This is a genomic window from Streptomyces sp. SID3343 (assembly GCF_009865215.1).
GTDB lineage: Bacteria > Actinomycetota > Actinomycetes > Streptomycetales > Streptomycetaceae > Embleya.
This window is the reverse complement of the sequence record NZ_WWJX01000098.1, coordinates 17,445-40,685: the sequence shown is the minus strand read 5'-3', so window position 1 is coordinate 40,685 and position 23,241 is coordinate 17,445. Positions and strand designations below refer to the sequence as shown.

The 23,241-nt window shown below is 68.0% G+C and carries 18 protein-coding genes and 1 pseudogene; 4 read left to right on the top strand and 15 right to left on the bottom strand.

Annotated elements, in window-relative coordinates; translation table 11 throughout:
• From GT354_RS55625 to GT354_RS03050, 5 genes are all read right to left on the bottom strand, one after another.
• Positions 1-2,447, bottom strand: a 2,447-nt coding sequence (locus GT354_RS55625) for an RHS repeat protein (protein WP_161354589.1), incomplete at its 3' end; no start/stop codon positions are given.
• Positions 2,448-3,374: 927 nt separating this feature from the next.
• Positions 3,375-4,250 (bottom strand): glycosyltransferase, encoded by an 876-nt coding sequence (locus GT354_RS03065; RefSeq protein WP_161354588.1) that lies wholly within the window; start codon positions 4,248-4,250, stop codon positions 3,375-3,377.
• Between the two features lie 1,205 nt (positions 4,251-5,455).
• A complete protein-coding gene (locus GT354_RS03060) occupies positions 5,456-5,674 on the bottom strand; it encodes a hypothetical protein (protein WP_161354587.1) in 219 nt (72 codons plus the stop codon).
• Positions 5,674-5,937 carry a hypothetical protein gene (locus tag GT354_RS03055; RefSeq protein WP_161354586.1) on the bottom strand — a complete coding sequence of 88 codons (264 nt, stop codon included), beginning with the start codon at positions 5,935-5,937 and terminating at the stop codon, positions 5,674-5,676. The genes GT354_RS03060 and GT354_RS03055 overlap by 1 nt, the downstream gene beginning before the upstream one ends.
• Positions 5,938-6,318: 381 nt before the next feature.
• A complete protein-coding gene (locus GT354_RS03050; RefSeq protein WP_161354593.1) occupies positions 6,319-6,663 on the bottom strand; it encodes an ATP-binding protein in 345 nt (114 codons plus the stop codon).
• Between GT354_RS03050 and GT354_RS03045 the strand changes: the two genes are divergently transcribed.
• Positions 6,607-7,044 carry a hypothetical protein gene (locus tag GT354_RS03045; RefSeq protein ID WP_161354585.1) on the top strand — a complete coding sequence of 146 codons (438 nt, stop codon included), beginning with the start codon at positions 6,607-6,609 and terminating at the stop codon, positions 7,042-7,044. The two genes, GT354_RS03050 and GT354_RS03045, sit on opposite strands and share 57 nt — an antisense overlap.
• Before the next feature lie 190 nt (positions 7,045-7,234).
• On the opposite strand, the gene GT354_RS03040 is transcribed toward GT354_RS03045, so the two are convergent.
• The 7 genes and pseudogenes from GT354_RS03040 to GT354_RS03010 form a co-directional block, all read right to left on the bottom strand.
• On the bottom strand, positions 7,235-7,441 hold the full coding sequence (locus GT354_RS03040) for a hypothetical protein (RefSeq protein ID WP_161354584.1): 207 nt from the start codon (positions 7,439-7,441) through the stop codon (positions 7,235-7,237).
• Between the two features lie 68 nt (positions 7,442-7,509).
• Entirely contained in the window at positions 7,510-8,034 is a 525-nt protein-coding gene (locus GT354_RS03035) for an RHS repeat-associated core domain-containing protein (protein ID WP_161354583.1), read from the bottom strand.
• The gene (locus tag GT354_RS53380) at positions 8,021-8,824 is read right to left on the bottom strand and encodes a P-loop NTPase fold protein (RefSeq protein WP_346011825.1); all 804 of its coding nucleotides are present in this window, start codon (positions 8,822-8,824) and stop codon (positions 8,021-8,023) included. The genes GT354_RS03035 and GT354_RS53380 overlap by 14 nt, the downstream gene beginning before the upstream one ends.
• A 99-nt stretch (positions 8,825-8,923) precedes the next feature.
• Positions 8,924-9,520, bottom strand: a complete 597-nt coding sequence (gene fxlA, locus GT354_RS03020) for an FxLD family lanthipeptide (RefSeq protein ID WP_161354580.1) — start codon at positions 9,518-9,520, stop codon at positions 8,924-8,926.
• Between the two features lie 70 nt (positions 9,521-9,590).
• On the bottom strand, positions 9,591-9,806 hold the full coding sequence (locus tag GT354_RS56325; RefSeq protein WP_346011823.1) for a hypothetical protein: 216 nt from the start codon (positions 9,804-9,806) through the stop codon (positions 9,591-9,593).
• On the bottom strand, positions 9,797-10,813 hold the full coding sequence (gene fxlM, locus GT354_RS03015; protein WP_346011822.1) for a methyltransferase, FxLD system: 1,017 nt from the start codon (positions 10,811-10,813) through the stop codon (positions 9,797-9,799). Before fxlM ends, GT354_RS56325 begins: the two co-directional genes overlap by 10 nt.
• Positions 10,814-11,103: 290 nt before the next feature.
• A pseudogene (locus tag GT354_RS03010) lies at positions 11,104-12,333 on the bottom strand (helix-turn-helix domain-containing protein).
• Between the two features lie 273 nt (positions 12,334-12,606).
• Here GT354_RS03010 and GT354_RS03005 point away from each other — a divergent pair.
• A complete protein-coding gene (locus tag GT354_RS03005; RefSeq protein WP_161354579.1) occupies positions 12,607-13,734 on the top strand; it encodes an endonuclease NucS domain-containing protein in 1,128 nt (375 codons plus the stop codon).
• 63 nt (positions 13,735-13,797) lie between these two features.
• On the opposite strand, the gene GT354_RS03000 is transcribed toward GT354_RS03005, so the two are convergent.
• Positions 13,798-14,292 (bottom strand): DUF4429 domain-containing protein, encoded by a 495-nt coding sequence (locus GT354_RS03000; protein WP_161354578.1) that lies wholly within the window; start codon positions 14,290-14,292, stop codon positions 13,798-13,800.
• A 275-nt stretch (positions 14,293-14,567) separates the two neighbouring features.
• Between GT354_RS03000 and GT354_RS02995 the strand changes: the two genes are divergently transcribed.
• Positions 14,568-18,965, top strand: coding sequence for an ATP-binding protein (locus tag GT354_RS02995; RefSeq protein WP_161354577.1), 4,398 nt, complete (start codon positions 14,568-14,570; stop codon positions 18,963-18,965).
• A gap of 474 nt (positions 18,966-19,439) precedes the next feature.
• Positions 19,440-21,110 carry a DnaB-like helicase C-terminal domain-containing protein gene (locus GT354_RS02990; protein WP_161354576.1) on the top strand — a complete coding sequence of 557 codons (1,671 nt, stop codon included), beginning with the start codon at positions 19,440-19,442 and terminating at the stop codon, positions 21,108-21,110.
• Between the two features lie 204 nt (positions 21,111-21,314).
• Here the strand turns inward: GT354_RS02990 and GT354_RS02985 are convergent, their stop codons facing one another.
• A complete protein-coding gene (locus GT354_RS02985) occupies positions 21,315-21,632 on the bottom strand; it encodes a hypothetical protein (RefSeq protein ID WP_161354575.1) in 318 nt (105 codons plus the stop codon).
• The gene (locus tag GT354_RS02980; RefSeq protein WP_161354574.1) at positions 21,616-23,235 is read right to left on the bottom strand and encodes a hypothetical protein; all 1,620 of its coding nucleotides are present in this window, start codon (positions 23,233-23,235) and stop codon (positions 21,616-21,618) included. The genes GT354_RS02985 and GT354_RS02980 overlap by 17 nt, the downstream gene beginning before the upstream one ends.
• Positions 23,236-23,241 lie beyond the last annotated feature (6 nt).

Sequence of the window (23,241 nt, the reverse complement as noted above, 5' to 3'; positions counted from 1 at the left end):
GTGCCCGCGGAGCCGCACGCGGTGGTCGTGGTGGAGGTGGCGGTGAGGTTGCCGGCCTTGTCGTAGCAGTAGAGCCAGGCGGCGAGTTGGGTGTTCGCGCTGTCGGTCTCGCGGGCGTTGGTCAGCCGGCCCAGGGTGTCGTAGGTGTAGGTGTTCTTGACACCGGCGCCGTCGGTGCGGGTGCGGAACTTGGATCCGTCGGTGTTCGAGGCCCCGTACGCGTAGGTGTAGTTCAGTTCCGACAAGGAGGTCGTGCCTTTGGTGGCCTTGACCTGCTTGGGGCGGCCGCTGGTGTCCAGGTCGACGGCTTGGACGACGCCGCCGGGGTAGGTGGTGGAGGTGCGGGCGCCGTTGGCGTTGTAGGCGAACGTGGTCTCGCCGCCGAGGGGGTCGGTGACCTTGGTGAGGTTGTTGAGGGTGTCGTAGTCGTAGAGGACGCGGCCCATGGGGTCGTCGTAACGGATGACGTTGCCTGCGGCGTCGTAGTGCAGGGTGGTCTGGTCGCCGCCGACCAGGGTGCGGCGCCATTCGCGGCCGAGGTCGTCGTATTCGACCTTGACGGTGCCGGCGGCGTCGGTGCGCTTGGTCTGGTTGCCGTCCTTGTCGTAGTCGTAGGCGACGTACTTGCCGGGGGTGGCGACGGTCTTGACGCGGTCGTGGTTGTCGTAGGTGTAGGTGGTGGTGATGTTGCGGCCGTCCTTGGCGGTGCTCGTGCGGCCGAGGTTGTCGTAGGTGTAGACGGTGTCGCCCAGCGGCGCGGGGGCCGCGACGTTCGTCAGGTCGCCGGTGGTGTTGTACGTGAAGTCGGTGGTGTTGAGATTGGCGTCCTTGGACGTGCAGCGCTGACCCTTGAACCCGCCGCAGGTCGGGCTCGCCGGGTTGTAGGTGTAGGTGAGCTGCGCTCCGGATCCGCCGGTGGTGGCGTCGCTGACGCCCAGGGTGTTGCCGGAGGTGTCGTAGGAGTACGACGTCTTGTCACCGTTGGGGTCGGTCAACGACGCGGGCAACTGCGCGCCGGCGTAGGTCTGGTAACCGGTGAGGGAGGCGGTGGCGCCGGTGGGCATCTGGGTGGAGGTGAGGTTGCCGGCGGCGTCCCAGCCGTAGGTGGTGACGTTTCCGGGGTTGCTTCCGGTGCCCATGGCGTCGACGGCGGTCTGGACGTTGCCGTTGATGTCGTAGGTGGTGTCGCGTTTGTGGCCCTGGGCGTCGGTGACGCGGTCGACGTGACCGTCGGCCTGGACGGCGAACACGGTGGCGTTCAACCGAGGGTCGGTGACGGTGGTGGTGCCCGCGACGCCGTGGGCCGCCGAGTACGCGTACAGCGTGACGGCTTCCTGGCCGGTGGGCAGGTCGGTGATCTGCGTGACGGAGGTGACGCGGCTGGAGGTGTCGTAGGTAAAGCGGGTGATGTGGCCCATCGCGGTGGTGATCTGCGTGACGCGTTCGTCGTTGTCGTACGCGTACCGGACGGTTTCGCCGTTGACGTCGTCGACCTTGCCGACGACCCACTGCCAGCCGTTGGGGTCGATGTTGCGGACCAGGCGATACGTGGCGGTGCGGCCGGCGTTGTCGACGACGGCGAGGTTCTTCCACTGCGGGCCGTCGCCGATGTCGGGCCCGCTGCCCGCAGGGTGCAGTTCGACCCAACGCCCGGAGCGCGTCTCGGTGGCGCGCACCGTGTCGGTGCCGGTGCGCACGACGGTGATCTTCCCGCCGTTGCGTTCGGTGATCGAGGTCAGGCCGTCGGCGGCGGTGAACGTCTCCTTCTTCCCGTCCTTGCGCCAGGTGAGGGTGTAGACGCCGGCGCCGTCCTTGGTCAGGTCGGCCTTGTAGCCCTTGGCGGGGTCGAAGCCGCCGCCGGTCTTCTTCGGGAACGACATGGTGTTGCCGGACTCGCCCTGGATGTCGACCGCGGTGGCGGTCTCGGTCAGGCCGCGCTGGTAGTTGAACAGTTGCAGGCCCAGGCTGCCCTTGCTGCCGGTCCAGAACGAGTTCGCGGTGCGGCTCGCCTGCAGGCGTTGGCCCACGCCTGCGATGTCGAGGTCGGTGGAGGCGATCATCAGGTTGCCGGTGGACACGTCCACCCTGGCGACGGTGGAGTCGTTGAGTCGGTATCCCTGGTAGTTGTGCCACGGCACGTCGCCGGCGTCCCAGTCGGGGCCGGCGAGCGTAGTGATCGCGCCGCGCGACTGCGCACCGCCCGTGCGGGGCAGGTTCGGCGGGGCCTTGGTCTTGCCGTGCGGGGCGGGTGGCAGGGGTTGGGTGGTGCCGTGTCCCCACTTGGTCTTCGGTGCGGCGGGCGCGTCCGGTGCGGCGGACGCCTGGAACGGCGTCAGGGCCGCAACCAGTGCCAACGCGGTGAACGCGGACACTGCGCCGGCGCGTATCGCGGTGTTGCCGGACCGGTCGGAGCGCTTGCGGGCGCGCCGAGCTCGGGTTTCCTTCATCGATCCCCCAGGGCCTGCGCACCCCACGGTGGGGTGCGAGCACCAGAAGGTTGGAGTGGGCCGGGGGAAAAGTCGACCAGCTATCTCAAAGTATTGTTTTCCGTGACGAATCAATCGGCCAATCTCGAAGTTCATTCGCCCGACACCGCAAACAGTTGCCATCGGACAAATCTTCGGGACACACACTCCGTGCGGGGATCGTCACCTGCGGGTTCGCCACTGCCCGCGCACGCGAGGTTCATGTCAACCTTTTCTGCTATCCGAAAAGTTGGCCTAATTCGATCGAATATCCATTACACCGATACAGGATCCCAAGAGGGAGGTTCCCAGTTTTTCCGACGAATGGTCGGGTTATTCCTCGACAAGATCTGAAAAGGGCACGCGTTTTGCTGCCCGCGCACGGCGGCCCGGCGCCGTCGTCCCTTGCTCGGGACCTGCGGGCACATCGCACTCGTCGTGCGACGGGGCCGCCCGAACCCGCCTGCCTCGATCGCAGCGCCGATCGAGCGCCGCCACGCGCGGAATCTCCCCGACGCGCCCCGGGGAGCCGAGCCGAGACCCGAGCCGCGCCACCGCGCGGACGAAGCCGACCCACTGCTTCGGCGAACATCGGCGAACGCGACGCCTGGTGACCATGCACGGCCGGGCGGGAGACACCGGCTTCGGGGTCGCCACCGCGACCGGCACGGCGACGCTCACACGACCGGCCTGCCGACCGCTCCTCCACTGGGCCGGTCCCGCCCCAGGGCAGGCACGGCGGCCCTGCGACCCCACGGCGAAGGAGGCGGAGTCCACGGACACGACTGACGGGCGACGTCCCGGGCGAAACTCGCGCGTGGCCGAGAGCGTCCCGGCGGCCACGCCACGACGTCGAGGGTCGGGAGAAGTCGGGCCGTGCCGTACTCGCGGCACACCGACGCCCGGCTGCTACCCGCGCGGCTCCACCGTACGGCCGGTGACACCGCGCGCACCGTCCCAGGCGCCGCGGGCCCGCATCCGCAAGCGCTGCGTCTTGCGGTCCTGCCACAGCAACGTCGCGACGGTGAACTTGCCCTGCCGCACCGCCCAGAAGAACACCTCGGCCGGCGAGCGGTGACCCACGCTCATCACCAACTGATTGCGCGTCTGGTAGTACAACCGCCACAGCGGATCCCGCGCCGCCCCCTCGTGCAGGGTCACCGTCAGATGCCTGGGGAGGATCCGGATTCCCCACCCGGCGCGGCGCGCCCGCAGGCAGAACTCCAACTCCTCGCACATCGCGAAGTACTCCGCCCTGGGCACCCCGACCTCGGCGACCAGCGCGGCCGAGACCAACGCGCCCGCGAAGATCAACACGTCCACCGGGTACGACCCGCCGTCCGGAGGGGGCGGCGCGGGCACGTGCCGGTGCCGCCAGCCCAGGCCCAGGACCGACTTCTCACCCCGGTCGTCCACCAACCACGTGCCCAGGATGCCGGTACGCCCCGGCAACCGGGCCGCCTCCTCCAGGAGTTCCTCCAAGGCGGTGGGCAACGGACGGTCGTCGTCGTTGAACAACCACATCCACCGGTGCCCGCGCTCCAGCGCGGCGGACAACCCGGCGGCGTAGCCGCCCGCCGGGCCGGTGTTCTCCTCCAACCGCAGCCACGTCACGTCCGGGAACTCCGCGGCGAGCATCGCGCCGGTGTCGTCCGAACTCGCGTTGTCGACCACGATGATCTCGTCCACCGGCCGGCTCTGCGCCGCGAACGCCCCTAAGGACTCCCGCAGCATGTCCCGACGGTTGTACGTCACGATCACCACGGCAACCGACTCGCCCGACATCGGGCCCACCCCTCGTCAACGGCCCGGGCGTCACCGAACCCATCCCCGACAAAGAAAGAGCGCCCCACCCACGTTCTCGCACGGGCGACGACGCGACACGGCCGAACGCGCCGCGACCGTCCAAAGCCCACAGGCCCCGACCAGCGCTCCCACCCTGACACAACCACTCGGACGGCGACCGCGACTCCACGAACCCCGACCGTCACAACCGCGACGAACCGGCTCAGGAACGACCCGACTCCCCGCCGCCGCCCTCCGAACACGCCCGCTCCGGGGACGCCCCGCCGTGCCCCCCGCACCCACGCGGCTCGGCAGCACGGCGATACGAGACCGACAACCACGCCAACGCCCGACTCATCGCGTCCCCCTCCGCACCGGCACCGGCCTCGGCCATCTCCCGCGCGAATCCGTCCGCCCGCGACTCGCCCGTCCCCATATCCACATCCCTTCCTCCGAACACCCGACAAAGCCTCCGGGACCTCACGCCTCTCGTTCCGCGTTCGCCCCGGACGAACCGCAATCCGGACATCCGGCCGCGAACGACCCGTCCGGCCGGTCGTCACCGTCGACGTTGCCACAACCCGGTCGCCGACCCCCGCGACACCAACCGACGAACACCGAATCCGCACAGACGACCCGTCCGGGTGTCCGCGGCCCCAACGACTCGTGTGGACACGGGGAGCGCCACACCACCACGCCCGACACCCCTCACAGTCGGCGCGTCCCGAAGACACCCCGAGGCGCCGCGCGTGGCCACCGCCGCTCCCTCCCGGCGTCGACCCGGTCGGCGGATCCCCACGCGCCGACGCCGCGACCGGTCGGTCGCCGTACGGCAACGCCCCACGTCCGCCACGGACGTTCCCGGGCTCCCGCCGCCACCCACACGCCGAGGCGACCCTGCGGCACGGACCGCACCGCCCGTTCCGGGCTCTTGCGCGAGGAGATGCCGGCGACCCTCCGACGCGGGCCACCACCGAGGCCGACGATCGAACCACGGGACGAACGACCGCCCCACCTCACCCCGACACGCCCGTGCGCACGACCCCCACGTCCGAGGTCGGCCGTCGCCGGCCACGCGCACACCGACCCGCCCGCCGGCCCTCAACAGCGTCGTGAGCCTCGGCGAGCCACCCGGTCTCCGGGAACGACGCTCCCCCTCCCGACACCCGATCCCGCGCTCCGGCCGTCGCCTCGACGTCGTCCGGCTACCAGTCCAGGCCGGACGGGCCGTGCTCGGTCATCGCCTCGCTCAACACCGCGAGCAGGACCCGCGGGTCGACCCCGTCGGCCGCCACCCAACCGGTCCAGTCCAACGCATAGGCGAACACGTCACCCGCCCCGCCCGCTCCCTCGGCCCGATCCCCCGCGCCCGCACGCAGCAGAGCGTCGAACCGATCGGGTTCCCGCGCGGACCACGCGGACATCACACCCACAGCGAAGTCCCGCCCACCCCACCGCTCTCACCCGAGCCGACGCCACCACCGACGGTCGACGCCGGCTCCGGGACCCGGCCGCGGCCCGTGACGACCACGGCGCGACCGACGTAGTCGGCGACCACCCTCGCCAACGTCGACAGATCCTCGACCGGCAGCCCCATGATCGCGTCGAGACGACGTACGGCGCTCCCGCCTTCCCCCAGAGCCGCCTCCACCACCACAGTCTGGAGGTAGACCACAGCACGCTGCACAGGCCTGGCAACGGACACGGACACAGTCGCGATCCTCTCGATCGGATACGGCTCACCTCTCCCGCACGCCGCCGCGCCCACCTGCGACCTCGGCCGCTCCCGGGGAAGGAGCCGATCCTCGCAACGCCCCGCATCCGCCCCCACACGTTCACCCCCACATGGCCGGGAACCCACCGCGAACGCCTCAATCCCGCCCCCTGCCGGCACGCTCCGACACCGCCGCCACGACACCGACGTGTCCCCCGCGACGAGAACAACCGCGGCCGTGGCCGGCACACCCGGATCGCAGCGGTGTCCCGCGCGTGGCCGCCCCGACACGCGAACGGGCGCGCCGAGGGCCACGAACGCGCGGGCTCGGGCGTTGAGGTCGAGGGGGTTACGTCAGTGGGATATGTGGGCGTGGACGCGTTTCCCGCCAGGGAGTTCCTCGACGGACCAGGTCGTGGTGACGGCGTCGAGGATGTGCAGACCGAACCCGCCCACCACCGGCCCCACAGGGCCGGTCGGGGCCGGTCGGCGTCGCGTGGGCACGGTGGGGTCCGTATCGGCGACGGACACCACGACACCGCCCCCCGTACGGGCCACGCTCAGCCGCACCGGGCCGGTGGTGTGCCGCAGGGCGTTGCCCACGACCTCCGACACCACCAGAACGACGCCCCGGGCGAACTCGTGCGACCAACCCCACCCGGCGAGTTCGCGCGCGACGCCCTCTCGCGCCGCGGCCAGGGCGCCGCGAGTGCGCGGGACCTCTCACCACACACGCGGGACGGCGGGCGGGCCCGGGGGCGGATCGAGGTGTTCGGTCATCGTCCGGATTCCAGGGCGTCGCGCACGCTCGGATACACCGGCACCAGCAACGCGGCCGCCGCGGTCCTCGCCGACGTCCTGGACCTGGACGCCCGCACGATCCGCACTGCCGAATGGGAGTACGACCCGATCGCCCGCCTGCACGAGGCGTTCTGCAGCGACTTCCTGTCCACGGCCTGCGACCGGTGGCGCCTACGCCACGGCGCGATCCTGCGCTGGGCCCGCGCCTGGTACCTGCAGCACGGCGTCACCGACCTGCCGCAGGCCCTCCTGAAACTTCCCGAGGTGCCGGTGAGCTGACCCGACGGTCCAGGCCCCCGGGACCCGCGCGGGTCCGGGGGTCTTCGCGTCACCGGCGCGGATACGAGCGCCGGGCCGATTCGGAGCCCTATGGGGATGGGTCGGTGTACTCGCTCGGCGCTCGGCATTCGTTGGTGGAGTGTCGGGGGGCGGCGGCCGTCGGCGTTTGGCATCCGGCTCCTGCGTCGTACTACGAGCGGGACCTGGCCCGCAGCCAGTGGAACGTGAACACCACGAAAATCATGTACATCGCGCCCCCCACCGTGTACATCCCGACGTTCTTACCACCCGGACCGAAAAGGACCAGGCTACCGACTATCAGACACAAGATCGCCAGTCCGAGCGTGGTGCCGGGGCTCACCTGCTTGGAAGCATCTCGACCGCTCTTACGTGGCATTTCCTGCTCCTTGGGGTATCGGGCTGCTCGAGGAGACGGCCTCGAGGACGCGAGTACGGCTCGGCTCTTTACGACATGGCGTAGGAGACGACGGCCGCGCTTGCACCGACCGCAGCGCAGACAGCGCCGACCGGGGTCGGTCCAGCGACGACAGCACAGACGCCCGCTCCGGCTGCGACTCCCTGGGCACCTTTGTTGATCTTTTTCTTCCTGGAGTCGCTTGCGCACAGAGCGCCCCTCGCGGCCTTCACGAACGAGTTCGAACAGGCGCTGGTCCCGGTCGGGTCGGCTCCGTTGATCGGGTCGCCGACCGCGTAGGCATACGCGTTGGTTTCGTGGCCCGCAGGGTCGGGCTGGGTGAAGCGGCCGACGGTGGGGTCGTAGTAGCGGGCGCCCGTCTTGTACAGGCCCCTGGGGTCGAGGTGGGCGCCGGTGTAGCGGAGCGGGTTGGGGACTGTTTCGGTGGTGGTGCGGGCGTTGCCGTACGGGTCGTAGGCGTAGGTGTTGACCTTGTTGCCGTTCTTGTCCGTCATGGCGATGACGGAGCCCTGGGCGTCGGTGAGGTAGTAGTAGTGGGCTTCACCGGTGCTCATGGCTGTGAGGCTGCCCGAGGGCTCGCGGACGAATCCCGTTTCGGTGCCGCCGGTGACGGTCGCGGAGAGGCCTTCGGAGCCGTACGGCCAGGAGCACGTGGAGGTACGTTTCCGCTTCCGACCCGGACAGGGTCGGGATCGAGACCTTGTGTTGAATCATCTTTTCCAGGTATTGCGCGCCCAGGCCGCTGCCTGTCAGGGCGTTCGTGAACCCGTGGTAGCGGGCGTCGATCGCCGATTCGACGATTGCCTGGTGAGCGGCGATGACGTACGCGGTCTTGGGCGCGTTCAGGAAGAGGCGGATCGCCTCGAACGTCTCGACGACGGTCTCCGGAAGGCACCGATCGGGGTCGTCGATCGGCACGACAACGGCGTCGACCTCCCCGAGGGTTTCGAGCAGGCGGGAGAATTCACACCGAAATGCCTGCACCGGCATGTTGGGAACGGCGGCGGTCTCGGCTGCCTGATCCGCCTCGGGTGGCGCAGTGTCCGGACCGCCGAACGCGGCCTGGGCCATCGTGCCGGCCATCGGCGCCGCACCAGGGTCGATCAGCGTCACCGCTGCGGTGACCGCTGCCGGGGCAGCCGCCTGGACGACCGCGCGCACGGGCCGTCGCAGTCTCGCCGCGAATCGGCGTAGCTTGCCGAACTCCTCGGCTGCCGCAGTATCGGGTGCTGCTTGCTGTTCGAGGCTGTCGAGGATCGCGGTCATCAGCGCGACCTTGATGTCGTCGTATCCCTCGAACTGCCACGGGCTGAACCGAGCGACTACGTAGGTGTTTCGCCGGATCGTTCTCCAGTTCGACCCTGGTGAGTTCGAGGAGACTGCTCTTGCCCGAGCCCCAGCCGCCCAGCAGCCCCACGGTGAGCGGGAGGAGCCGGGGCTCGGTCAACAGGATGACAAGTTCGTCGAGGAACGGGTGTGGCTGGTGTCCGAGCACACGAGGCAGATCCGCCATACACGGCGTCGGAATTCGACCTCGGCCGAGTCGCGAGGCGCGGGTCCACCGCAGTATCCGCACGCCCACGGAGCTGCGATGTCGACGGTGTGCAGGCTGTTGCGCGGAAGGCGCCGCACCGGCTCGATGGCCTCCAGAAGCCCTTCCAGGACGGCGAACTCGTCGGGTACCGGCTCTCTGCGGCACCTGGGTGCGGGAACAGCCGGCTCGCGTCTCGTCGCCGGGCCGCCGGCCGAGGGGGCGAGGCCGAGGATTGCGCGTCGGCTGTCGAGTTGGCCGGGGTACCGGACGGGATGTCGGACGCGGACTCCGTCGACCGAGAACGCGAACGGTTCCGCGGCCTTGGTGGTGCAGGCGCTGCTGCAGCACGAGGAGCCACAGCCGTCCGAGGTGGCGCACAGGAGCTGGTCGATCGAGACGGTGGACTCCACCAGGCGCATGTCCAGGGTGAACTCGTCGGCGAAGGCGGCGCCTTCGGGGTCGAGCGTCGCGGTGTTCGTCGTGGCATTCGGGCTGTGGGCGGTCATGTGCTCTCACTCTCCTGATCCGAATGGATGGTGCGAGACGGTGCTACAGGACCCGAACGTCCGGGGCGGTTCAGTTCCCGGACGGCCAGGAGATCACGACGCGGCTGTGCCGCTTGTCGACGACGTGCCCGGGCGCAAGCACGTCGTCGGGGGTGTCGGCGGGGTAGACCCGGTACACCGGGCCCGGGCCGTGGCGGTGGGCTCGGCTCCACACCCGTTCGACCTCCGCCATGGCTTGGGCGGCCTGGGCCCCGTGGCCGCCGAAGGCGCGCGCGCCTAGCTCCACGCGGTCCGCGCTCTCGGCCGGGCGCACGACCATGTACGCGAGTGCGTCCTTGTCCGCGGCGGCGAAGGGGAACATCTTCTCGCCCGTCGCCACGGGGTCGAGGTCCTCTTGGGCTTGGTCGACCCACAGGCGCACGAAGCCGGGGAGTTCGGTGGCGAACCGCAGGAACAGGTGGTCGAACGCCTCGCTCCGGCCGATCGTCTCGCCCGACCACGCGGCCGAGCGCTCCCCGGCGCGAACGTCGTCCGAGAGGCCGGGGTCGTCCCAACCGCCGTCGTCGACCAGCAGTGCCAGGCCTCCCCCAGCGGCACCCGGCGCTCCCGATGCTCGCCGACGCCCTGCATGGCGACGAAACCGCACGGCGCCGAGCCCCGGCTGACCAGATGATCGCCGTCCACCTCGAAGACGACGCTGCGGGTGACCCCGCGCGTGCGCAACGGCACCACCATCCGTCCCCCGGGGGCGAGTTGGGTCGCCCAAGCGGGCGGGACGTCCCAGGTACCGACGGTGACCACGATCCGGTCGTAGGGCGCCCGTCCCGGCACACCCTCCTCGGCATCGGCGGTGACCACCTCGACCCGCTCGTATCCCGTCGCGTCCAGGAACTCCCGCGCGCGGGCGGTGACATCCGCGTCGATGTCCACCGTGGTGACGCGACCCTCGACACCGACGAGTTCGGCCAACAGGGCGGCGTTGTAGCCGCCCGACCCGATCTCCAGAACCCGCATCCCCGGCTCCACACCGGCCTGTTCGAGCATCACGGCCTGGATGTGCGGGTCGGATACCGAACTGGTCGGGCGCCCGCGGCCGTCGTGCTTGGTGATCACCGCGTGGCGGGCGTACGCGTGCTCCAGGGCGACGCCGGGCGCGAACGTGTGGCGCGGCACCGATCGGAAGGCGGCCTCGACGGCGGGTGAGGTGATGGTGTCGTCGTCGCGCAGGCTGCGAACGAGTTCGTCGCGCAGTTCGGCGGCGCGGTCGTCGACGTCGGCCACGGATTCAGCCACAAGAGCGTCCAGGGGAAGTCGCAGGGGCGGGATGGACGAGCGCTCCCGGGTCGGCCGGGAGCAGAGTCGGTCGAGGCAACGACGAAGCCGCTCGTACCCGCCCGGTTGTTTCCGGACAGGCCGAGGAGTCATTCGAAGTACGGAGCGCGCTGCCGGAGGACGAGGTCACCGTGCCCGGGCGACGCGAGGCGTCGAGCGCTTCGGGAGCGCTGCGATCCATCCTCGCCAGATTCATGCGACGGACAGTAGCCCTAGCATCACAGATGAATATGAATCCGGGGAATTCTTGCCTACTCGTCCAGGTGGAAGCGGTCGCTCATGCGTCGCAGCTTCTCCCGCGTGACCGCGCGCTCGGCCTACACGATCTTGCGCAGCGTGGCTCGCGCTATCGGGTGGTTGCGCACCAACTGCGGGGCGATCCGCTCGGCCGTCTCCAGCTCCGCAAGGGCCGGTTCCCGATTCCCGTCCCACAGCCAGGCCCGCGCGAGATCCATCTGGTGATGCGAGCGACGGGAGTTCGGCAGCGCCGCGATGTGCGCGGGATCGGCCCGCTCGTGCATGCGCAGGGCAGTGGCGTGGTCCCCCATCTCCAACCGCACGCTGATGGCGTGGATCTGCACGTTGCCGGTCGAGAAGGTCAGGGAGTGGCGATCGAACACGGACTCGTGCAAGGCGTCGATCCGATCACCCGCGTCCCGGGCGAGCGCGATGCGGCTCTCGGTCTCCTCGGCGTCGCCGGCCCGGGCGGCGGAGACTGCGGCCCGCAACTGCAGGGTGCCCCAGGCCCGCAACGCGAGCGGGTCACCGGCGGAGTACTGCGCCTCGATGGAGCGCAGCGCCTTGTCCGACAACGCCAACGAGTCCGACCAGTCCGCGGTGGCCCACATGTCCCACACCCGCATCCAGTCGGCAACAGCTGCCATCACAAGATCGCCGGAGAGTGCGGCGGCCCAGGCTGCCCGCTCACACGTCATGGCCACCAACTCCGGATGGCCCAGGGCGTGTCCGGCGGTGTGGGCGAACTTGCAGCACACCGCGTAGATCGCGAACGCCTCCTCGCGCTCGTGGCCGGTCGAAACCTCGGCCAGGGCACGGGCCTCGCGCAGCAGATCCGGCAGCATGTGCAGGATCGCGATGTTGGCCGCCGCGTCCCGCAAGCGGTGCAGCCGCGCCGTCTCGCGCCACAACAGAACCGAGTCCCGGGGCGTTCCGTCGAACACCGGCGTCAAGTCGTAGCGACGCAACTCCCGGAGGATGGATGCCGCCGCCACCGGCCACTGCTTCTCCGAGGGCGTCCCGGTCACGTAGGGACGCTCCAACAGGTCGTTGGGATGACAGTGCAGGGCGGACGCGAGTTCGTTGATCGTCGAGGCCCTGTCGAGCTCGATGCGGCCGGTCTCGACCTTGGACAACCAGCCCTGCGTCTTGCCGATCGCCTGGGCGAGATCGGCCTGGGGCATACCCAGACGCAGCCGGGCCCGCCGAACCCGCCGGCCAATCGACTCCCGCTCCTCCAACACAGATGCCACCCCGCCGCCTCGTCACCAATACCCCGCACGCCGCACCGACCCGACACACGGTCCACGCCCGTGGCACCGGTGCCCGTCGATCCACCGGGCCCGGAAGCCATTGTCCCGCGCGCGCCGTACGCATCCGCCACACGACGCAACCCATACCCTGCCCGCGGCACCGCGCCCAGCACGGCGTCGTGCCATCGATTCTGTCTGCGGCGGAACAAATCCACAGCGTGTCGTAGTTGCACCCGGGACGAGGTTTCGACGGGCTGGAGGGGCATGCCGACCGAGGTCGCGATCTGGCGAATGGACGAGGACGGACGGCCACAGCGCATGCGGCCGGCGGCGATGCCCCTGGAACGGGACCTCGAAGAAGTGATCGAAGCCGATCCGGACATCCTCGGCGAACCCGTGCTGCTGATCGGCCGTCAGGTCCCCACCGCGCATGGCGGGTTCGTCGATCTTCTCGCGATCGACGGCGAGGGCTGCCTGCTCGTCCTGGAGCTCAAGCGCGACCGCGGCGCACGCGAGGTCATCGCCCAGGCCCTGGACTACGCGTCGTGGGCGACATTGCTCTCCCACGCACAGATCCTCGGACTCTTCGCCGACTACCGCACCGATGACACGACCTTCGAAGCCGCCTTCGAGGAGCGGTTCGGCATCCCCGCGCCGGAGGAGTTGAACGCGGCGCACCGGGTGACGATCGTCGCTGCGCGCCTGGACGAGGCCACCGAGCGGATCGTGGGGTACCTCGCAGATCTCGGCGTCCCGGTCAATGCCGTCTGCTTCCACTACTACGAAAACGACGGGCATCGATACCTCGCCCGCACGTGGCTACGTGACGAGGCCAAGACCACGCCCGCATCGCGAGCCGGCAAGTCCTCGACGCGCGAACCGTGGAACGGCCTCGACTGGTATTCCGTACTGGGCGAGGAGGGCGGCATCCGATCATGGGACGACGCCCGCAGGTTCGGGTTCATCTCCGCCGGCGGCGGAAAGCGGTTCTCACGAGGGCTTCGCCGGCCGCAACCGGGCCACCGGATCAACCTCCACATACCGAAGGTCGGATACGTAGGAATCGGCGAAGTATGCGGGGAACCCCTCCCCTTCACCGAAGCCCTCGTTCGCGACGGCTCGCTGCGTCTGGCCGAACAACAACTCGTGGGAAAGTACCGACATCCGGGAGACGACACCGACCCCGACGTGGCCGAGTACATCCTGCCCGTGCGCTGGCTCAAAGCCGTCGACCGATCCGCAGGAGTATGGGACAAGGGCATGTTCGCCGTTCCACTCCCCATCTGCCACCTGAACAACGCCGCCACACTCGCGATCCTCAAGACGAAGTTCTTCCCGGAGGGGACCGCAACTTCACCGACGGGCACAGCACCGACGCCGGCACAGAGCTAATCGGGGGCGTGGCATGTGAGGATGGGCGGTGTGGGCGGTCATGATGCGATGATCCCGTTGGGCTCACTGATGACCTATCAGGCGAATCTTGGCGGCGGTGAACTCGTCGTCCGTCAGCACACCTGCTCGATGAAGTTCACCCAACTGCCGGATCTGCTCGGCCAGACCTGCATCGGCACCCCCCGACGGTGGCATCGGCACGACTTGGTGCTGCTCGGCGATCGCGGCTTCGAGGGCCTTGCGGAGGGACTCGAAAGCGGCGGCCTGAGCACGTGTGACCACGACGGCGTTCTCGTTCTTCACGGCGTCCCGCGTCTGACGCCCCAACTGTGAACGGCCTTCGTTCCCACCCGGCAGGGTGAACTCGATGAATCCGTTGACGAGCGCGCCGGGTTGTTTCCATTGCACGGCGGTGATTTGCCCAATGTGCATACGCTTCTCGCCCTTGCCGACAGTGCTTCGCGCTATGAATCCCTTACGGGTGAGGATGACGAACTCTCCGTCGAACGTGACCGTTCCGTTGTAGCCCTTGACTGTCAGAGGCGGGTCGAGGCGCATGTGGTGTCCTTCGAAAGTGCACTGAGCATCGGGACGTTCAGTGTTGCGGGCAAACCAGCGATCCGCCTCGAAAACGAAACATCACACCGAATCGAGATCTTGGATGTAGGCCTCGCTCAGCGAGTGACGGGTCTTCAGTCTCGTCGGGCTTGCCGGTGATAACCGGCACACCGTGATACAACCCGCGTCAGAGCCTCGCAGAGCGGCCCGCTGTCGGAAGGAACGAGATGGGCACAATCGCCCAACCACAGGCGGCATTCGACCATGATGGGTAAGTGGGAAATTTTACGAAGACCGTCGAGCGGTTCTGCAGGATCCAGGACGAAGACAACGTTCTCACCGAACACGGGTTCTTGATCGATCGCTGGTTCGGATTTGATCAGCTTCCCACCGGTCTCCTCCCACTGGAGCCCGTATTCGAACAATCCGGTGTGCTGCTCGGCGAGCCGGGCGCAGGAAAGACCCGGGCTCTGAAGGTGAGAGCCGAGAGCAAGGGTGCGCCCGACGAACGCCCCCTCTATGTGGACTTGGGACAGATCAGGGAGGAGTCCGCCTTCAGGCGCAAGACCCGCCCCTTTCACCTCGACCCGGAGACGGGGACGCTCCGCGCGCCAGAGTTCTCGTCCTTGTTCCTTGATAGTCTCGACGAGTGCCCGGCGGGTCTCAAGGTGATGTGTGGATGGTTCGAGGAGTATCTGTCCGGTGTCCGGGGCACCGCCGGACGAGTCTTCATCGGCTGTCGAAGTGCCGCATACCCGGGGCTGATCGCCGACACGGTGGTTGGGGTCTTCGGGCCCCTCAAGCGGTACACCCTGTCGCCTCTCCGAGAGGTGGATGTATGCGCCTTGGCGGCCAGTCGCGAAATCGACGGTCCCGCGTTCCTCGCGGAGGTCCGCCGGGTGGGAGCGGGGCCTCTGGCTGCGTCACCGTTGACTCTGGATCTGTTGCTGCGCATCTACGCAACGAGAGCCCACCGGCTCCCGACTCGTCGCGCGGATGTGTACGCCGATGCACTCCCCCACCTGGCGATCGCCCAGGGCGAGGTTCGCGTCCGCGTGGCGCATCGGGAGAGTCGCGGGCGCCGGATGATGGTCGCTGCGCGTGTATGTACGCACATGCTTCTCACCCACTCCGCCGGCGTGGTCCTTGACGACACCGCGGACGAGCAGGACGGGGATCTGCGGGCCGACGACCTGACGGGGGGAGTTCCCGAGATCGAGGGAGATGGCGAGTTCGAGGTGGGGAGCCGTCTTCTGCACAGCGTGCTCGACAGTGCCCTGTTCAGCGGACGCGGAGACGGACGCCTGAGGCCGGTGCACAACAGCTACGCAGCCTATCTGACTGCTTGGTACCTCACCGAACGGAAGATGTCAGTCAAGCAGTTGCTTCCGTTGCTCGTACAACGGGGAGAACTCGGTACGCCGGGTATCCATCCGGCGTTGCGCGAGACTGCGGCATGGTTGATCGCGTTGGACCCAGAGCAGGCGGGCTGGTTGCTGGAGGCGGATCCCGAGGCGCTGTTGCCGTACTCCGACTTGATCGAATCGTCCGCCCATCGGAGTGTTCTCGCACGGACGGCCTTGGCCCGCGAACGCGACGGGGTTCTTCAGGTCTGGCCCCGGTTCAGGGCCTTGTGGCCGTTGGCCCATGTCGGGTTGGCGGACGACCTCGGGCCCGCCCTGGAGAAGCTGCTCGAGCCGAGCTTCGACCCCGCACCCGACAACCCCGACTTCCGCGTCGGCAAACTCGCGCTGTCTCTCGCCTTCCAAGTCGCGGGCGACGAGTTGTTGCCGACGGTGGTGGCCTTGGCGGCGGCATCACATCTGCCCGCGGCCACGCGCGCCAAGGCCATGCGGCTGGCACACGCGTGGGCGCCGGACGCGATGGCCGTGGAGTTCCGCAGCCGACTGGCGGAAGTGGTTTCGGGCACAGTGGACGATCCCTTGGACGAACTTCGGGGTCTGTTGCTGGACATCCTCTGGCCGGATCATTTGACGATCGACGAACTCCTGCAGGCCTTGGCACCGGCCAAGAACAGTCGCGCACCGTATGCCTACTACGACTTTCGAGCAGGGTTGGCGCGACGGCTACGGGAGGAGGACCTGGGACGCGTGGCCGCGTGGGGCGCGGCAGATGGCCATACCTCCACAGGCGAGCAGTCGCATGGGCTCCGTGTCCAGGATCGCGAGGTCCTCCAGCGACTGGTGGACCGTTCGCTGACCGGCCCCGGCGTCGCAACACGCATCCCGGACATCGCACGATGGATCCTCACGCTGCTCAGGGACGATGACATCGAACTCGCCGTCCCCGCTCCCTTGTGCGTGCCGCCGGGCTCACCGGCCGCAGGCAAAGCGCGCGAGTTGCGGCGGGCCCTGGTGACCGAGTTGGTGGGTCTGTGCGAGCAGGTCGGTGACGGAGGACATGTCGCGTACGGATGGTCCTGGCCTCGTCATGCGGAGCCTCTCGGAGCCGCCGTCGAGGACCTCCCACGTGACTTCGAGAATCGACGGAGCCTGGTCGATCAAGACGACTTGATGTGGCTCATCGAGATGGAAGCGCAGTGGGATCCCGCCACGGCCGCCACGCTCCATCCACTCATCGGCGCGGCGTGGAATCACGAAGACATCGAAACCTGGGAGCTGGTGTGGCCCCTTCAGGGCACCCGAGTCTGGAACGCGGTATTCGGACCCTACTTCGAACCCACTCCCATCGATGACGGAACCTTCGCCGCACGCAGGGCACGACGAGAACGACAACGCCAGAAAACCTGGCCACAGTACGAAGACTTCGTCCGATCTCTGAATGAGAACCTGACCGCGGCGGCAAACGGTGACCCCGCCTGCTTCCCGCGCCTGATCGAGAAGCTTAGGACCGACCCGAACACGGGAGCTTCCTACATCGGTCTCGGCGACGACCTTCGCAATCATCCTGGTATCGCGCACTTGAGACAGCCGTGGCCCGATCTCTTGGAGCAAGCCGCCATCGCCTATCTCACGCAAACCTCCCCCGGGACGGACGGCCGGATCGGAACGACGGTCAGGTCCGAGTGCGCGGTTTCCGGGTACCTGGCCCTTGCCTACCTCGAAAGGCGTCCAGATGGTCTCGACAGCCTGTCCGCCGACGTCTGGCACACATGGGCACCGGTGATCACCGCAGTCGACGTCACGGATGACGGCGGCAGTGCGGACTGCAAGAGACACTTGCTGGTCCGCACAAGGGAATTCGCTCGGGAGCAACTTGAGGACACTCTTCTGACTCTCGCAACATCAGACGATCCACAGGATGCCAGGCAGACCAGATTTCTCTCCTGCGTGTGGTCCGAACGCATCGAAGCGGCAATACTCGCGCTCCTACCGACTCTGATCGAACGAGTCACGGTCACGCCTCCAACCACCCCGGACGACGCCACTGTCGCGCGCACGTGGTTGGAGACGACGCGGGCGGTGCTCGAACAGATCGTCGCACTTGGAAACCACGAGACCCGCAGCTGGGTTCTACGGCTCCTCGACGCGCCAAGCACACCTCTCCGACACTCCGCCCTCCGCACCGCCGTGATCCTCTCGTCGCTCTATGCCGATCCTGCGAACACATGGCTCGTCGTCTCCCAGATGTTGCAGAAGAACCCGAGCGACCTCGACGCCTTCGTGCGGGCCGCCGCCGGCCGTCGGGACCTCGCGCTGGAGACCCGGCTTCACGACACCGCTCTCGTCGAATTGGCGACACTCCTGGTGCGACGCCACCCGCCGAGCACGGATCCGCCCCTGCTCATCGACGGCTTCACCGCGGGTGACGACCAGGTCCAAACGTGGCGAGACAGAGTACTGACCTACCTGAGCGAGCGCCGGACCGCACATACGGTCAGAACACTCGATGCGATGTCCAGGTCGATGCCGGGCGAACGCGTCCTACGAAGCCACGCCGTGGCGGCCGAGAACACCCACCGCGCTCAAGTCTGGAGCAGCCCGAGCACGCAAGAACTGGCCGCTCTCTTCAGCAACCCCGGCAGGCGGGTCGTCCGCAGCGGCGCCGACCTCGTGACGCTGGTGGTCGACACCCTCGCAGACATCCAACAAGACCTCACCACAGGCTTCGCCCAATCGTTCACATTGTGGAACGAATACCCCGCCACCAAAACGGAACCCGGCCCCGGCAGACCCAAACTCCGGTTCCGCCCCAAACACGAGAACGATCTTTCCGACTACCTCCTGCACGGACTCGAACTGCGTCTCGCCGGATCCAGGGTCGTCGTCGACCGAGAAGTCCAGATCAACCGGAAACGCGACGGCACCGGCAACCGCGCCGACTTGATCGTCAGGGCCCTCCCTCTGCACACCGGTCCGGGCAGGACGACCATGCCCCCCGTCAGCGTCGTCATCGAGGTCAAAGGCAACTGGCACGAAGCCCTGTTCACCGCCATGCACGACCAACTGGTCAACGACTACCTGCCCCACCACGGCACACCCCACGGGATTTACCTGGTGGGCGACTTCCCTTTGAAGGGCTGGGACGACTCCGACCGCAATCTGAACCGGGCACGCGCCAACAGGCCGGCCACGATGAAAGCCCGCCTGGATCAGCAGGCTGCCGAACTGAACGCCACACATGGGGTCGACGTGACCCCGATCGTGCTGGACATCTCGTTCATCGAGCGCTCATCTCGCAATGAACGTTGACGGAGCAACGACGGCAAATCACATGGGAGTCGACGGACCCGGCAAGTGCTGATCCGGGGGCTGGGGTGCACAGGTCGTCACCCGTTACGCAGCCACCAGATGATCCCGACAACGATCGCGTTCCCGATCGCCGCAGCGGCCCCGTGCGCGACACCGGTGAAGAGATGCCGCCCATGGCGCGAGGCCCGACGACGAACGGCAGTCGATCCGAATCTGTTGAGCAGTGTCATGGCGACCTCCCTGGAATGTGTTGTCTCAAGCCTCCCGGGCGATTGTCCGAGGGTTCCGCTCTTGAACGCCTTGCGACAGTTCGAGATTTCGGCGAATGCCTGACCTGCGTCGTCGACTTCGGGAAACTGACAGTGGGACACTTCGAGACAGTGGGGAGATGCGGTGGCCGGGCGGCGCGGAACCTTGGGGGTCGCCCTACCCGACGAGACGACGGTCCCGCCCGGGCCCCGTCGCGACTTCCTCGTGGCCCTGCATCGCCTGTACGTCGAAGCAGGCCCGCCGGGGCTTCGAGCGATCGCCAAGGGCATCCGAGACGACTCGTCCCTGGGTTCGACGTTGAACCCCTCGGCACTGGGCCGCATCCTCAACGGGGCCGTCTTCCCGAAGGGCTACGCGCTACGAACACTGAGCACGTGGCTGGCCGGGGAGGCGCAGAATCACGGAACAGCCGCTGGCGAGGCGGAGATCCTCCGCAGGACCGTCGAGGAAAGTTGGCAACAGGCGAGGCCATCACCAAAGAAGGGGACATCGGGTCTCGGTGGCGCGGTCCCCGAGCACCCCGGAACGGCGTCGGCGTCACCCGAAAAGACTCGAAGCGACGTTCCCTGGAGCGACGCGAGAGATGAACGGCTGGTCCTGGGAGGGATGCTCCTCAACAAGGACGTCATCGCCGATGTCGTGGAACACCTGAGAGCGAGGGACTTCTCCCACTCGGCGCACGCCTCGATCTACGAAACCATTCTCGACGTGTACGCGAACGGCGATCCGGCAGACGCCGCCTCCATCAGCGCAAGGCTCGACAAGAGTGTGCAGGTGCAAGCGGACCAGTCGGTTCAGGATTACCTGGACGGCCTCGTCGCGGAGGCTCGCATCGCGAACGAGATCGCAGAGTTGTGCGCGATGCGGCTCGTCGACCGCGCCTTCCTTCGCGACCTCGTGCTTCTGGGACGTCGGGTCGACCGGGAACATGTTTCCGAAGTCGAGGCGGACGTCGATGCGCGGGCCACCGCCATGAGCACGGAGATGAGTCTGCGTCGGTTGCTCAAGCAACGCGAGGAACCCGACCAGGGCGAGTTCGGCTGGGAAGGCGCACTCGACGAGATCGAGGCCGTCAACTCTCGCGGCATACCAACCGGCGGGATCTCGACCGGGTTTCCCCGGCTCGACTACGTGATCGGTAGCCTCCGGCCCGGTCAACTGGTTGTCGTGGCCGGAGACCACAGCATGGGAAAATCCACCCTGGCACTCGACTTCGTTCGCTCGTGTTCGATCGCCCAGGGATTGGCGAGCGTCTTCTTCTCCTGCGAGATGACAGACAGCGAGATCCGGATGCGGCTCCTGTCCGCAGAGGGGCGAGTCCCCCTTTTCCGTCTTCGCTCCGGCGGTCTCCGAGAGGAGGAATGGACACGACTTGCCCGCCACTTCAAACTGGCGGCCGCTCTCCTCTACATCGAAGACTCGCCTCGACTCTCAATGCAGGACATCCGCGAACGGAGCGAGTCGCTCTCGGCCCGCAACGACCTGCGCCTGGCTGTCGTCGACTGCGTGCAACTCGTCGTCGCACCGGACATCGACCACGACGGGCCACGCTCCCTCGCCCGCTCCTTGAAGCAGCTGGCCCGTGACCTCAAGATCCCCGTGGTTGTCGTGTCCCGCCTGATCGCGGGTACCGCAGCCCGATCCGAGCGCCCACCAAGTCTGTCGGACCTGGAACCTTCGCTCCTGGACGAGGCCGACGTCATCATCCTCCTCCATCGCGAAGATGCCCACGACAAAGCTTCGCCGCGCGCCGGCGAAGCCGACCTGCAAGTGGCAAAGCAACGCAGCGGCCCAACCGGAGTTGTCACGGTCGCCTTCCAGGCTCACTACTCACGCTTCATGCCGCTGGAACCGACCGACCCACCGACGGCATAGGGCTCGGGCACCCGGCACTCGCGCAGACTGCCTCGTCAGGCCAACACCAGTCGAGTGCCCAGCCACCATCCTGATCGTCTGCCGTGCCACACACGGCTTTCTTGCGGGTAAAACCCACTGCCCTGTTGCCAGTCGCCGCGTCCACCCACGCTTCTCTTCACCGGAGCGTGGACCCTCTAGCCTTCGGTCATGTCGGCCTGTTGCTCACCGCCGACGAAGAACCTCACGGTTCTCCGTCGGCCTTCTCCACATCACCGAGGACGCGGTGCTGCCTGGGTCGCCCGAGCGGAAACAGAGGAAGCGACGAAAACGGGGATTGCCGCGCCACTGCGCAGCCTCCGCCCGTACGTGCCAGTCCTCCATCCACACGCCCGTCGCGATGACCTCGCGCAGCCCGGTCACAAGATCCTCACGCAGCTGGCGCCCGGAGGCGACGAGCACCCCGAGTTGCCGCGGATCACCATGCAGCGAACCCATCACCAGCTCGACATCGCGCTGCCGGTGGTCATACCGAGCGAACATCCACCCGCCTCGAATACGGTTCCATGTGCTGGCGAACGGCTGCGGCACAAACTCGCAATATGCCGCAACGAACCGATGGATGGACTCGATCGCGCCGCATTGCACCCCGGCACAGGGATGGGCGGGCTTCGGCGGTGCCTGACTCCCCCACAGCAGACACAGTCCTCCGTCTGCTGCACACGGTCAGATTCGGGGCTACGGAACTCCCACGCCCTGGGGACCATTTGGGGACCACACGCAATGCGCGAAACGGCACGACATAGCGAAAAACGAACGCCACATCGAGCAATAAAGTACCCCTGACCTGCGGAAATGGCCCATCTCCTTGACTGGGGGTCACCAGACCCGGTTCGATGTCCGGGTCGAACAGCGCGGCGTTTCGCAGTCGAGAATCGGGGTCCTCAGCGAACCGTTCCAACCCCGGACGCGCGAAATTCGGCCGCCGGGTGAGCATGCCCCAGAACTCGTCCCGATCGGCGGCGTACACGGCGATGATCAACTTGTGCGGGGCGTCGTCGCACTCCTGCGCCAAGGTGTACCGCACCTGGTAATCCTCGTCCCGAGCCAAGAGCTCCACCACATCCGCCGGCAACCGCCGAACCCCCGCGGTCGCACGCCGCAACAGGACATGACCCGACGAGGCCGTGCGCCGCGCGCTCGCCGGGTCCCGCTCGGCCTGCTCCGCCACCCACGACAACGCCAGAAACCGACCCGGCCCTGTCGGGTGATCGATCGCCGCCCGCTGCGCCTCGGTAAGGTCCTGGCGCACGGAGACCGCCAACCGCACCCCCGCATCGGCGTCCTCCCCCAGTACCAGGGCGAGTTCGGTCGGCAGATGCGGGTTGCCCGCCACCCGCGTGCGCGTCTCCACGTCGTCGCTGCGTACCAGGGCCTCGGCGAGATCCCGGCCGAGTTCGCCACGCTCGGTGGCTCCCCTCGACCGTCGGACGTCGGTCTCGGCCTCGTAGTCCGTGAGCGAACGCGGCAACCACGCGCCGCGCCGGACGAGTTGCAGAGCCGAACGCACCCTCGGGACCGGATCCGCCGCCAGGCTCGCCCGCAGTCCCGCGTCCATGTACTCCCACAGACCCGGACGCAGGATCGCGAACCTGCGCACGAGCGGATCGGGATCCGCCGCCAAGCGCAGCCGCACCGCCGTCGGCAGGTCCGGCGCCGCCGCCTGTGCGCGGATCCCGGCGTCGGGATCATCGGCCAAGCGCTCCGGCCACCCGTCCGGCAAGGTCTCGCCGCGTTCACGAAACGCGCGGATCGCGCCGATCCGGACATCGGTGTCGGTGTCCCCCATCAGTCGCGTCAGCACCTCGACGCCCAGATGGGGGTTCTTCGTCGCGTACTCGCGGACGCGAGGATTCGGGTGTGCGGCCACGGCGTCCCCGGCCGCCCCGGGCAGTGGGACCCGCGTCAACCACTCCCCGATCCGCGGAACCGGATCCAGGCTCAGGATCCGCTCCACGACCGTGCCGTCCGCCGACCGATTGAACACCAGCCCGGCAACGAGACCTTCCACGTGAGCCGGCGAGAGACCGCCGCCATCCGGGAGCCCTTTCAGGTCCCCCACGGTCACGTCCATGTTCCCCGACATCGGTCG